Origin of the sequence: Tahibacter caeni, assembly GCF_024609805.1 — a bacterium.
GTDB lineage: Bacteria > Pseudomonadota > Gammaproteobacteria > Xanthomonadales > Rhodanobacteraceae > Tahibacter > Tahibacter caeni.
The window spans coordinates 1-12969 of sequence record NZ_JANFVR010000125.1 but is presented as its reverse complement, the minus strand read 5'-3'; the positions used below and the strand labels follow the sequence as shown (position 1 = coordinate 12969).

Below are 12969 nucleotides of genomic sequence, written 5' to 3'. Positions count from 1 at the left end.
GTCGACCCCGGCCAGCGCCGCCGCCACCGCGGCGGGCCCGGCGGCGGCGAGCTGGCCGCGCGCCGCGGTGATCGGCGCCTGCAGCGGGGCGAGGAAGTTCACGCCGAGCTGGTTGTGGATCAGTTCGTCGAGTTCGGCGAGCGTGGCGGCCATCGCGCCGCTGTCGGCCGTATGGCCGGCCAGAAAATCCATCGCGCCGGCGAGGCGCACGAGCGTGGCGCCGAGCGCCGGGCGCCCCAGGCGTGCGGCATCCAGCGCGGCCTGCGCCGTGCAGGTCGTCAGGGCCGAGGTCACGTTGGCGCTGAAGCGCGCGGTCGCCGGCTCCACGCCGCCGATATCGCCGCGCAGCACCGACAGCAGCGCCTCGCCCGGGACCGCGCCGGCGCCGACCTGGTAGGTCAGCGGCAGAGAACGCGATTCGCCGGCATTCAGCTGCACCGTCGGCGGCAGTCCGCTCAGCGTGAGGCCGGCATCGTTGCTCGCCGTGAGCGTCGCGCCGGTCGCGACATTGCCGAGCGAATCCAGCGTCAGCGTGGCGGCCGCCGCTTCGCCGGAATGCAGGCTCGCGCTGGCCGGCAGCACGCGCAGGCGCAGCGCCTTGGCGCTGGGGGTCACGCGCGTGCCGCTGTGGGCGACGTCGGCGGCCGGATTCGCCGGACTATGCACGCGCACGCCGAACGGCAGCGGCGAATCCGGCGCCGGCAGCGCGCCGTTGGGTATCAGGCACAGGCCGACCTCGCCGCTGGCGCCGGCCGGCAGCGTGATCTGCGGCACCGCGGGCACGAAGCCGTAGTAGCCGCTCGTGCCGGCGTTGTCGATGCGGAAGGTGTCGGTCGCCGGCCCGGTATTGGTAATTTTCAGCAGATAGACGAAGTGGAGTTCCGCGCCGTTGTACGGCACGAAAAAGCGCGGATCCTCCTCGACCGCGAGGGTCACGCCGGGAGCGCTGCCCGGCGCCACGTTCGCGGGCAACGGCGGCAGCGGCGGCGCCAGCAGTATCGGCGGCACCGGCGGATCGCCCGAACCGATCGCTTCGCGGAACGCCTTTATGCCGTCCATCAGCCCGGACAGCATGTTCTGCACGAGGCCGCAGCCGCCCGAGCAGTGCTCGGACGCGCCGGTATTCTCGAGCAGCTCCAACACGCCGGCGAGCGGGCCGGTGGACGAATTGAGGATCTGCTTGATCGCCTGCCCGAGATCGGTGAACGCATTGCCCGAGGCGACGGCCTGGACGACGGCGGCGGTGAAGGCGACGCCGACCACCCCCGCGGAATTTACCTGGCCGATGAACTTGGCCATCTGCGTTTCGAGGCTGTCGACGCCGAACAGGTCGAGCAGCAGCCCGGCGTATTCGCCGAGCGCCTGATGCGTGCCGTCTTCGCCGGTGCTGATCGTGTAGCCGGTGGCAGGATCGGTTTCCAGCCACACGCTGTAGGGACGGCCGCCGATCGCGCGCGGTGCGCGCGGCGCCAGCACGCTGCGGCCGGTGTTGCCGGCGACGCTGTCGCGGATGCGCGCCTTGGCGTCCGCGGAGAGGGACAGCTCGTCCACGCGGGTGGGGTCGAAGCGCGTGATCGCGACCAGTTCGGCCGGATCGGCGCCGAACAGCGACGCGAAGCTGCGCGCCGGCTGGCCGGTCACCGCCGTGAGCACCTGCGCTTCGAGCAGCGATTCCTGCAGGCCGCGCGCGCGTTCGAAATGCGCTGCGTTGGTCCAGGCGATGCCCTGCAGCGGGTAGACGCGCAGATCGTTCTTGCGGATGTCGAGCGCGAAACTCAGCGTGTCGGCGCCGATGCGGGCAGTCGCGATGCTCAGGCGCGGGCTTTCGATCCAGGCGCGGCTGAGGAATGTCGCCGCGGTTTCCTCGTCGGCGCGTCCGGCGGCGCCTTCGAACGACGCGGTCATCAGTTCGAGGATGGCGATCACGGCGCGCCGGTTGAGATCGGTGGCCTGCGTGCGCAGGCTGACCTGCGCCGGCGACTGCTGCGCCGGCGGAGGCAGGGCGGCGACGGCCGGCGCGAGCGCGCCGGTCTGCGCCTGCAGCGCCTGCAGACGCGTCTGGCGCAGGGCGAATCCTTCCAGCGGCTGCTTCGACGGCGCGACCTGGATCGTCATGAGGTCCAGCGGCGTCAGCGCCGGCGGCGCATCGGACCCGGGCGGCTGCACCGTTCCGCCGGAGACGCGCGTGGCGTAGCCGATGCGGTCCACGAGCACGCGCTGGAACGTTTTCGGATTGTTCGGCTCTTGCGGCGCGATCACGTCGACGGTGACGAAGACGCCGGTCAGCAGCACCGTTCCCAACGGGAAGTTGGTGAATGTCTCGACATAGTCGGTGCCGCGCTGCACGGCGTAGGCGTTCGGGTCGAGCGCGTTGTCGCCGACGAGCAGATACGGCGAATAGGTATTGGTGACGGCGCCTATCGCGAGCGCGGGCGGCGCGTCATGGGCGACGAAATGGCCGAGCGTGAGCGGGCGGTCGACCAGGTCCGCACTCGCATAGCTGACGTCGAGGACCGTCTGCGTGCCGAGTCCGAAACCGTAGATCGCACCGGCCTGGGAAAAGGTCTCGGCGACGACGCGCAGGCGCACGCGATGCTGCTGGTCGTCGGGCACTTCCGCAAACGTCGTCGCGGCGGTCGCGAACGTCTGGCCTGCCGTCGCGGCGGGAAAGGCCGGGTCGAGGTCGATCCAGGGGCCGGCCGCGACCGCCTGGTACTGCACCCAGGAATGCGCCTGGGCCGGTGCTACGAGGTTGAAGTCGTCGCGTCCGTTGCCCCACGGCCCCGGGTTGTTGCAGCCGATCAGGCGCAGCGGATCGTAGAAGGCGCGCGCGACGACGGTCTGCGCGTCGGCGTAGGCGAGCGTGCCCTGCGCATAGCGCGCCGTGAATCCGGAGGCGCGCAGCAGCGCGACGGTCAGGCTGGCCCGGTCGAGCGCATTGCCCGCGCCGCCGGCCAGCGTGCCGCGTGCGCCGCGCAGGCTGCCGACATAGGGATCGATGCCGATCTGGTCGCGCACGTAGGCGAAGATCCGGGCCGGGTCGTGGCCCAGCGCGGCGGCCTTGGCGACGATGGCCGGATCGGTGGGATCGGCCGGCGAGGAGGCGAGCTGCTTCAGGGCCGGCGGCGGCGCCGCGGCGGCATCGGCGGGTGGTCCGTAGCGATAGCCTGCGGGTACGCTGATCGGCGTCGCGCCCTGCGCGTGCGCGGCTGCCGCGAGCAGGGCGAGCAGCGTGAGCAGCATGCCCCGCACCACCGTCGAATGCCGTTGCGCGTGCGAATCTGTCCTGTCCATGAGCGCTCCCCGCAGGTGATATGGATCCGGCCCCTGCAGGGAGTGAGCGAAAACCGCGAAACATCACGCGCGCCGCGGCGGACATCACGCTCGCAGGCGGCGGCGGTTATGCTCGGCGCCGGGACTCCTGGGACGGCACCGGCATGGCGAGGCGGCGTACCTGCATCGCGCGACGGGTTCGGCGCCTTGCCGCCGTGGCCGTCTGCGCGCTGTTTGCGCCGGCCGCGATCGCGGCGGCTGAGCCGGACGTCGCGCGCACGCTGCAGCCTGGTCTCGAGCGCGAGGAACACCTGGCCGCTGCGCAGGACGCGCGCTATCGAGTGCAGCTCGGCGCAGGACAGGCGCTCGATATCATCGCGACGCAGCTCGATGCGACACTGCAGCTGCGCTGGCGCGCCGGGCCCGATGCGCTCTCGCCGGTCTACCAGAACGACGCCGGCCGGCAGGCGCGGCTGCGCCTGACCCTGGTTGCCGAGCGCGCCGGCGAAGTGATCGTCGAGGTCGGCGCCAAGGACGGCGGCGCGGCACATTTCACGCTGCGCAGCGGCGTGCCGCGAGTCGCAACGGAACAGGACCACCGCCGCGCCGCCGCCCAGCACGCCTGGGCCAGGGCGGAGAATCTGCGCCGGGAGGCGGGCAGCATCGAAGCGGGCAAGTCCGGGACTGCCGCCGACGGTGGTGCGCGCGTGCTGGCCGAATACCGCAGCGCCATCGACGCGGCCACGGCCGCCGGCGACCGCTGCATCGCGTCGATGGCCCGGGCCGGTCTGGCACGCTGGTATTTCGCGCAGGGCGACTATGCGCAAGCACGGAGCAACGCCGCGGCCGCGCTGCCCACGCACTGCGGCGACGACGACGACCCCTCGGCCGCGGCCGAAGCGGCCGTCGCCGAACGTACGCTCGGTTCGGCGCTGGGCTACCAGGGCGATCTGCCCGCATCGACGGCGATGTCCGAGCGCGCGCTGGCGCACTACCGGCAAACCGGCGACCCGCATTACCAGGCCATGGTCCTGGCCAATCTCAGCGCGAACTATCGCGTGCTCGGCGAAACCCACCGCGCGCTGGACGCGGCGCAGGCCGCGCTCGCCCTGGCGCAAAACCTCGGCGATGCCAGGCGTGCCCTGTTCAGCCGCGAAAGCATGGCCGCGATCCATCTGCAGCGCGGCGAACTCGCGCCGGCGCTGAACCTGTACCGCCGGATCATCGACGATCTGCGCGCGACACCCTATCCGCTCATCGAAGGCATGAGCTGGAACAACCTCGGCCTGCTCTACGGCCGTCTCGGCGACGCCCGCGCGGCGGACGACGCCTTTGCGCAGGCGACGGCCGCCTGGACCCGCAGCGGCGACGCCTCGGGACTGGCCGAGACCCGCCTCAACGCCGCCGACTCCGCGCTCGACGCGGGCCGCGTCGACGCAGCGGAACAGGCGTACCGGAGCGCGCTCGCGTTCTATCGCGAACATCGCTCGCAGCGGGAACAGGTCCATGCGCTGGGCGGCCTTGGCCGGGTCGCTCTGGCGCGTCGCGACTGGCCGCACGCGCTCGCACACCTGCAGGCGGCACGGGATCTGGCGCGCGAGATCCACGCCGAAGCGCTCGAAGCGGGGATCCACCTGATGCTCGGCGACCTGGCCAGTGGCCGCGACGACACGGGCGCCGCGCGCGAGGCGTACACGCAGGCCGCGCGCCTCGCCGATCGCGTAAGCGATCGCGCGACGCGCGCGGCGGCGCAGGCCAGCCTCGCGCGCCTCGATGCGCGGGCCGGCAAGCTGGTGCAGGCGCAGCGCAGCATCGAGGACGCATTGGCGCTGACCGAATCCGAGCGCGCCGCGATCGCGGAGCCGCATTTGCGCACGACGTACTTTGCGACACAGCGCGCCTATTACGCCTTATACATCGACGTACTGATGCGCCGGCATGCGCGCGCGCCGGGCGGCGGCTTTGCCGTCCGCGCACTGCAGGCGGCCGAGCGCGCGCGCGCCCGTTCGCTGCTGGACCTGCTCAGGGCCGGGCGCATCGCCCTGCAGCCCAGACTGAGCGCCGCCCTCGCCGCCGCCCTGCGCGAAGCCGAAGACCGCCGGCGCGAGCTGGCCTGGCGGCTCGCGCAACTGCCGGCGGGCGAGGCTGCGGCGCGCGAGGCCGTGCGGCAGGATATCGACCGCAGCGAGCGCGAACTCGATGCCGTTCGCGGACGCGTGCGCGCCGCCGATCCGCGCTACGCGGCGCTCGCCCGGCCTGCGCCGCTGTCGCTGCCGGACCTGCAGCGCGAGCTGGCGGATGCGGATACGGCGATCTTCGAATACTGGCTCGACGACGAACGCAGCACGCTCTGGCGCGTGACTGCGCGCGGCGTGGACGCGATCGGTCTGCCGGGCCGCGCGCGCATCGAGCGCGAGATCGATGCGCTGCGCGAACGCCTGCGCGCGCCGGACGCCGTCGCGGACATGCCGCTCGATGCGCTGGCCGCGCGCGAGGAAGCGGATACGGCGGCGACATTGCAGCAGGCTGCGCGCCTGGGTGAAATGTTGCTTCCCGTCGCGTGGCGCGACGGCGCGCGGCGCCAGATCGTCGTGGCGGACGGAAAAATCCAGTTGGTGCCTTTTTCGCTGTTTGTTCGCGAGCCCGGTGCGACGCAGGTCTACGTGCCGTCGCTGGCTAGCCTGCGCGAACTTCGGCGGACGCCGCGTGCGCGCGGCGCGGACGCGTTCGCCGTGCTCGCCGACCCGGTATTCCGGGCGGACGACACGCGTCTGCCGGCGGACCGCCCCGCAACCGGCGAGACGGACGCGCCGGCGCTGCGCGCAGCCGGTCCGGCCGACCTGCGCGAATTGCCGCGCCTGCGTCAGACGCGCCGCGAAGCGCAGACCATCGCGGCGCTGAGCGGCGATGCCGCGCCGTGGATCGCGACGGACTTCCAGGCCAGCCGGCGCGCGGTGCTGGAGGCGGACTGGTCGCGCTACCGCGGTGTGCATTTCGCGACCCATGCGCTGATCGACCTGCGCAATCCCGAACTGTCCGGCATCGTGCTGTCGCTGTACGACGCTCAGGGCCGGCCCGAAGACGGCTTTGTGCGCGTGGGGGATATCTACCACCTGGACATGCCGGTGGATCTGGTCGTGCTCAGCGTATGCGACTCGGCCGGCGGGGATTCGCCGGGTTCCGAAGGCGTGTTCAGTCTCGCGCGCGCGTTCTTCCACGCCGGCGCGCGCCGCGTGGTCGCGAGCCTGTGGCCGGTCGACGACCGCGCGAGCGCGGCCTTCATGGAACATTTCTATACCGCGCTGCTGCGCGAGCGGCTGGCGCCGGAGCAGGCCCTGCTCGCCGCACAGGCCCGGCTGCGCGGCACGCCGCGCTGGCGCGCGCCGGTCCATTGGGCCGCCTTCGTGATGCAGGGCGACTGGACCGTAGCGGGCAGCGAGTGAGTCTCGACACGGCATCCGGTACCGGCGCGTTCGACGCGCTGCTGCAGCGGCTCGGCGCCGACGGCGATCCGGCTCGCGCCTACGAGCGGCTGCGCGAACGCCTGCTCGCGCTGTTCCGCGTCTACCTGCCGGCGGAGTCCGAAGCGCTTGCCGACGTGGTGCTGGAACGCCTGGCCCGGCGGGCCGGCGAGGGCGTCGTCATCGAGGACGTGCGCGCCTACGCGCTGGGCATCGCGCGCCTCGTACTGCAGGAAGCACGCCTGCGCGCGAGCCGGCGCCGCGAAGCCGAAGCCGATCCCACGCTCCAGCCCGATCCCGACGCCGGCGCGGAGCAGGAGGAAGCCGAGCGCGCGCTGCACGGCCTGCACGTCTGCCTGTCCCTGCTCGATGCAGCGTCGCGGCGGCTGATTCTCGACTACTACGGCGCCGACGGCGGCGCGCGCATCCGCCTGCGCCAGCAACTGGCGCAGGCGCACGGCAGCAGCCTCAACGCGCTGCGCAACCGCGCCCTGCGGCTGCGCGCCCGGATCGAGGAATGCCTGCGCGCGCGCCTGGATCCGGCGCGGAAACCGTGATGATTCGCCGGCTGCGCTCATACAGTTCGTCCCTTCCCGGAAGCCAGCGCCGATGCCTGCCATGACCGAAATCAGCGACGACGTCCTGCGTCAGTGGCTGCTGCAACGTCTGCCGGACGCCGAGGCCGCGCGGCTGGAGGCGCAGCTGATGCAGGACGACAGCCTGCTCGATCGCTTGCGCGACGCCGAAACGGACCTGCTCGACGACGCGGCCCGCGGCAGGCTGAGCACGGCCGAAGCGCAGGCACTGCGCGAGCATCGCCTGGCCGACCCGGCGCAGCGCGAGCGCCTGCGCGCCGCCCGCGCGTTTGCGCGCCTGCGCGAGGATCCTTCGGGCGCGGCGGACGAGGGTATCGGGCCGGAACGGCCATCGCCCGCAGCCCGGCAGGCATCCACGCTATGCGAGTCCGCCACGGCACGACGGCGTCCGCGCGGTGCGCTCGTGCTCGCCGCCGCGGCTGGCATCATCGTCGCGATCGCCGCGTCGGTCCTCTGGCTGGTGCCGGCGCCGGTGGCGCCGAACGCCGGCATTGCGACCTATGCCTTGCTCGCGTCCACGTCACGCGGCAACGGCCCTGCGACACTGCGCATACCGGCCGCCGGCAGCGCCGTTCGGCTGCAGGTGGAAGTCGCCGACAGCGCGCGCCGCTACCAGCTGTTCATCGAGACGGGAGCACGGCGCCAGTCGGTCGCGGCGGATCTGCAGCCGCGCGAATCGCGCGCCTATGCCTACATCGAGGCGACCGTCGCCGCCGGGCTGCTTACCCCGGGCCGCCACCGGCTGCTGCTCGTCGCGTCGAACGGCGGCGGCGAGCCCGAACAGGTCTGGGACCTGCAGGTCGGCGAACGCTGAGCGGCAGCGATGCGGCGAGCGGCTGCCCATGTCGCCAGCCGGCGCTGTCGACAGACACGGCCTTGGCGGCCTCGTCCGGATCGACCGGTTCCATCGTCGCCGGCTTTCCGGCCCGGTCGGCCAGACCCCGACGGCGCAAGCCGAGGTACGCTGCTGCGGCATGGGCAGTCTGTAGGCGAGCACCCTTCGTCGCTGTCTGCACTATGATGGTGCAACCGCCCCAGCCCGCGGCAAATTCCCGTGGATCTTGCCTCACTCTGGCCTCAGCTCAGCACGCCGGCCGTCTGTCTCGATGCTCAGCAGCAGTTGCAGGCGCCGAATCCGGCGCTGTGCGAGCTGCTCGGGCTCGGCGCGCGCCGGCTCGAAGGCATGACCTTGGCGGCGCTCGCGCCGGGGCGCGCCGAGCTCGTCGAGGCGTTCCGGCGCGTGCTGGCCGAGCAGCGCGTGGTGCAGTTGCGCGACTTCGCGCTCGTCGATGCGGCCGGCGTGACGGTCATGGTGGATCTGACTCTGAGTCCGCTCGCCGCGGGCGGCGCGCTGCTCGAGGCGCATGCGCTGGCGCCGGCGGCGCGCGAGTCGAACGCGCAGCTGTCGGAGTCACTGCGCGGCTTCGCGCACGAGGTCAAGAATCCGCTGGCGGGCCTGCGCGGCGCAGCGCAGCTGATTGCGCGGCGCGTCGCCGACGACGGGGTCAAGGAGCTGGCCGGGCTCGTGATCGCCGAGGCCGACCGGCTCGCGCAGCTCGCGAATCGTCTGCTGCAGGGATCGGCGAGTCCGGCGTTCGCACCGGTGAACATTCACGAGGTGCTCGAGCGCGTGGCCGTGCTGCTGGCTTCGCAGGGGCAGGCGGCGATCGTGCGCGATTTCGATCCGAGTCTGCCGCGGCTGGCCGGTGACGCGGACCGGCTGCTGCAGCTGTTCCTGAATCTCGGCCGCAATGCGCTCGAAGCCGAGGCCGAGCGCGTGGTGCTGCGCACGCGCGCCGAGCATTCGGCGCGCCTGCACGACCGCATCGTGCGCCTCGCATTGCGCGTGGACGTGATCGACAACGGCGGCGGCGTGCCGTCCGCGGTGTCCGACCACCTGTTCCTGCCGATGGTCAGCGGCCGCGCCGACGGCAGCGGGCTCGGTCTCGCGCTGTGCCGCGAGATCGCCGCCGAACACGGCGGCGCGCTGAATTATCGCAGCCGCAGCGGCGATACCGTGTTCACGCTGCTGCTGCCCTACGGAGAATCCCATGACTGAGGCGGCGCAGGTCTGGCTGGCCGACGACGATCGCGGCGTGCGTTTCGTGCTGGCCGCGGCGCTGCGCGACGCGGGTCTGCAGGTGGTCGAGTTCGAGGACGCCGAGAGCGTGCTCGCGCAGATCGAGCGGCAGCAGCCGGATCTGCTGTTTACCGACGTGCGCATGGCCGGGCAGGGCGGCCTCAAGCTGCTCGAGCGCCTGCATGCCCATCATGCGCAGCTGCCGGTCATCGTCATGAGCGCGTATACCGACGTCGCGACGACGGCGGCGGCGTACCGGCACGGCGCCTTCGACTATCTGCCCAAGCCGTTCGACCTGGACCAGGCCGTGGCCGCGGCGCAGCGCGCGCTCGCGCAGCGGCGCAGTGTCGTGCCGGCCACGGCGCCGGCCCGCGCGGCGCCGAAGGAAACCGAGCTCATTGGCCGTTCGGCGGCGATGCGCGAGGTGTTCCGCGCGATCGGCCGCGTCGCGGCCAGCGGTCTCAACGTGCTGATCACCGGCGAGACCGGCACGGGCAAGGAGCTCGTCGCGCGCGCGCTGCATACGCACAGCGCGCGCGCGCTGCGCCCGTACGTCGCGCTGAACACCGCGGCGATTCCGTCGGAGCTGCTCGAATCCGAGCTGTTCGGCCACGAGATGGGCGCATTCACGGGCGCGACGCGGCGGCATGCGGGGCGCTTCGAGCAGGCCGACGGCGGCACCTTGTTCCTCGACGAGATCGGCGACATGCCGCTGCTGCTGCAGACGCGCCTGCTGCGCGTGCTCGCCGAAGGCGAGTTCTACCGCGTCGGCGGCCGCGAGCTGATCCGCGCCGACGTGCGCGTGATCGCGGCGACGCACCAGGATCTCGAAGGCAAGGTCGCCCGCGGCGAGTTCCGCGCCGATCTGCTGCATCGCCTCGACGTCGTTCGCATCCAGCTGCCGAGCCTGCGCGAGCGGCGCGAGGACGTCGCGCTGCTCGCCGAACATTTCCTCGCGCGCGCGGCCGACGAGCTCAAGGTCGGCGCAAAGCGCTGGTCGTCGAAGGCCCTGGCCGCGGTCGAGCGTTTCGACTGGCCCGGCAACGTGCGCCAGCTCGAGAATCTGTGCCGGCGCCTCGCCGTCATGGCGCCGGGCCGCGAGATCCGCGCCGAGGATCTGCCGTTCGCGGTCGGCGCCGAAACGCCGGCGGTCGCGACGGAGTGGTCGCAGGCGCTGCGGCGCTGGGCCGAAAAGGAGCTCGCGCTGGGCCGCGGCGAGCTGCATGCGCGCGCGAGCGCCGAGCTCGAACGCGTGTTGTTCGATGCCGCGCTGAACGCCTGCGGCGGCCATCGGCAGCAGGCCGCGCAGGTGCTGGGCCTCGGCCGCAACACGCTGACGCGCAAGCTCGGCAGTTCGCGCGGGCGTTCGCGCTGAGCGGCGAAGAGCGGCTGCCTCACGCCGCTTCGGCCCGAGACAGCGATGCCGGGACTGCAGCCGTTACCGGTTCGTGCAGTCCGGGCTCGTTGCGGCGCAGCGGGCGGTATCGCCGGTGCGCTCCCGCCGCGGCCGCCCGGCGCGGTCTGGGCGCGGGAAACCTGGACCGTCAGGCTTGCCGGCTGCCGGACCGGTACGCCGACGGCGCGCCTGTCTTGCGGGGCGTCGCGTGGGCCGGCGATTCCCTGCTGTCGCCGGCCGTGGTCCGCGTTCGGCACCGGCCCAAAAAGAAAAGCATAGGCGAAAAGGACGGCGTCGCCGTCCGCAAATCGCGTGGTCCGGCGCGGCCCAGGGCCGCGGGGCCGGTGGTTTTCCGGGTGCCGCGACACCGCCATGCCGGGCGCGAGCCGGTCGTCGGTGCGGAAACGCATGTGCCGGAAGTTGTATCGCGACGCAAACCGCGCAACCATGGCGCGCCGCCCTGACTACACGCGCCCCGGGGAGGACCGATCCGCGATCGGGCCGGCGCGTCGCGGCCTGTGCCGTCCGCCGTTGCGACTCTCTATCTCGTGGGGATATCGAACCATGCGCCATTACCGCTCCGTTCTCACATTGTTTCTCTTCGTTGCTGCCCCGGCCGCGTTCGGCCAGGGCACCATCACGGCTGGCAGCGCCAACTACGTGCTGACGGCGAGCCATTGGGACATCACGCCGGCCGTGGATTTCACCGGCGTCGGCACGGGCGACCAGCTGTTCGAAGCCGGCTGGTGGTTCCGCATCCAGGGTGATACGCAGGAAACCGTGTTCCCGACGCCGACGACGCAGAACTACACGGGCAACACCGCAACGATCAGCTGGACCGATCTCGGCGGGCGCGGCCTCGCCGTCACCAAGACGCACGTGATTTCCAGCGCCGGGGCCGGCAGCGGGGAAGTCGCGACCACGTTGTCGGTGACCAACAATGGCGCGAGCGCGATCACCTTGCATCTGTTCCAGATGATCGATCTGGACGTCAACGGATCGGCCGGCACCGACAACGCCACTTTGGTACAGCCCAACAACTACATCCGCGTCACCGACGCGACGGCCGGCGCCTGCGAATGGCGCGGTCCCGGCGCGGTCGGCTATCTCGTACTGCCGTTCGCGGCGGCAACCGACGTCGCGGCGCAGCTCAGCAACGCGTCGGTGACCGACTTCGCCAACACGGGCCTGCCGTTCGGGCCCGGCGATTTCACCGGCGGCCTGCAGTGGACCTTGCAGCTCGGGCCGGGCGCGTCGGGAACGGTACAGGTCTACGTCGCCTGCAACCAGACCGCCACGCCGGTTGCGCTGCAGAAATTCCAGATCGATTGAGCGACACTGTCGCGGTTCCTGGTGCAAAGGGCGGCCCCTTGCGGCCGCCCTTTGCGTTGCGAGGCGGCTCCGGACCGCCGTTCACGACCGTCTTCAGCCGATCTCATGACCGATATCCGCATCCGCGCGGCGACGCGCGACGACGTCGCCTTCCTCGTCGACGCAAACGCCGCAATGGCGCTGGAAACCGAGAACAAGACGCTCGACCGCGAACGGCTCACACGCGGTGTCGCGGCCGTGTTCGATGCGGCGGGACGCGGCTTCTACCGCATCGCCGAGCGGGACGGACAGGCCGTCGGTTGCCTGCTCGTGACCTTTGAATGGAGCGACTGGCGCGACGGCGACTGGTGGTGGATACAGAGCGTCTACGTGGCGCCGGAGGCGCGCCGCTACGGCGTATTCCGCGCGTTGTACCGCGACGTCGAAACGGCGGCGCAGGCGACGCCGCGTGTCGTGGGCCTGCGGCTCTACGTCGAATGGGAAAACGCGCGCGCGCAGCAGACCTATGCGGCGCTGGGCATGGAGCAGGAGCATTACCACCTCTACGCGCGGCCGTTCGTCGCGCTGGGCTAGGGCCTGTCCCGCAACTAACTATCGAATGAATCCCGGAGCTTTTGCCGTTGGGCCTCGTGCCGCCGGCGGCCGAGCGCTGCGGCTCCGGGCGACATCGCGACGGCGGCGCGAGCCTGCGCCGCGTCGGCAATGCCGCGCACGCGCACGCGTCGATCAGCGGCAGCGTTTCGATGAGCAGCGCTCGGCGCATAGTCGACAGCGCTGCGGGGGGGGGGGGGGGGGGGGGGGCGGGGGGGGGGGGGGGGGGGCGCGGGGGGG

General features: G+C 72.0%; 8 protein-coding genes. 7 read left to right on the top strand and 1 reads right to left on the bottom strand.

The features are described from left to right. On the bottom strand, positions 1–3243 hold a 3243-nt coding region (locus NON22_RS12370), incomplete at its 3' end, for a transglutaminase-like domain-containing protein (RefSeq protein ID WP_257387247.1). Positions 3244–3488: 245 nt separating this feature from the next. Between NON22_RS12370 and NON22_RS12365 the strand changes: the two genes are divergently transcribed. The 7 genes from NON22_RS12365 to NON22_RS12335 all read left to right on the top strand — a co-directional run bounded on the left by NON22_RS12365 (position 3489) and on the right by NON22_RS12335 (position 12711). After that, positions 3489–6716 carry a CHAT domain-containing protein gene (locus NON22_RS12365; protein WP_257387246.1) on the top strand — a complete coding sequence of 1076 codons (3228 nt, stop codon included), beginning with the start codon at positions 3489–3491 and terminating at the stop codon, positions 6714–6716. Beyond that, entirely contained in the window at positions 6713–7291 is a 579-nt protein-coding gene (locus tag NON22_RS12360; protein ID WP_257387245.1) for an RNA polymerase sigma factor, read from the top strand. Before NON22_RS12365 ends, NON22_RS12360 begins: the two co-directional genes overlap by 4 nt. A gap of 61 nt (positions 7292–7352) precedes the next feature. Next, positions 7353–8144 (top strand): hypothetical protein, encoded by a 792-nt coding sequence (locus tag NON22_RS12355; protein ID WP_257387244.1) that lies wholly within the window; start codon positions 7353–7355, stop codon positions 8142–8144. A gap of 240 nt (positions 8145–8384) precedes the next feature. Beyond that, positions 8385–9389 (top strand): two-component system sensor histidine kinase NtrB, encoded by a 1005-nt coding sequence (locus NON22_RS12350; RefSeq protein WP_257387243.1) that lies wholly within the window; start codon positions 8385–8387, stop codon positions 9387–9389. Beyond that, positions 9382–10785 (top strand): nitrogen regulation protein NR(I), encoded by a 1404-nt coding sequence (gene ntrC / locus NON22_RS12345; RefSeq protein ID WP_257387242.1) that lies wholly within the window; start codon positions 9382–9384, stop codon positions 10783–10785. Before NON22_RS12350 ends, ntrC begins: the two co-directional genes overlap by 8 nt. 585 nt (positions 10786–11370) lie before the next feature. Then, the gene (locus tag NON22_RS12340; RefSeq protein ID WP_257387241.1) at positions 11371–12138 is read left to right on the top strand and encodes a hypothetical protein; all 768 of its coding nucleotides are present in this window, start codon (positions 11371–11373) and stop codon (positions 12136–12138) included. A gap of 105 nt (positions 12139–12243) precedes the next feature. After that, complete coding sequence (locus NON22_RS12335; protein WP_257387240.1) at positions 12244–12711, top strand: GNAT family N-acetyltransferase; 468 nt, start codon at positions 12244–12246, stop codon at positions 12709–12711. The last annotated feature ends 258 nt before the right edge of the window (positions 12712–12969 follow it).

Excerpts from the sequence above, each read along its gene's own strand:
- NON22_RS12355 (WP_257387244.1), top strand. The coding sequence starts at position 7,353 with ATGACCGAAATCAGCGACGACGTCCTGCGTCAGTGGCTGCTGCAACGT.
- NON22_RS12340 (WP_257387241.1), top strand. The coding sequence starts at position 11,371 with ATGCGCCATTACCGCTCCGTTCTCACATTGTTTCTCTTCGTTGCTGCC.
- NON22_RS12335 (WP_257387240.1), top strand. The coding sequence starts at position 12,244 with ATGACCGATATCCGCATCCGCGCGGCGACGCGCGACGACGTCGCCTTC.
- ntrC (WP_257387242.1), top strand. The coding sequence starts at position 9,382 with ATGACTGAGGCGGCGCAGGTCTGGCTGGCCGACGACGATCGCGGCGTG.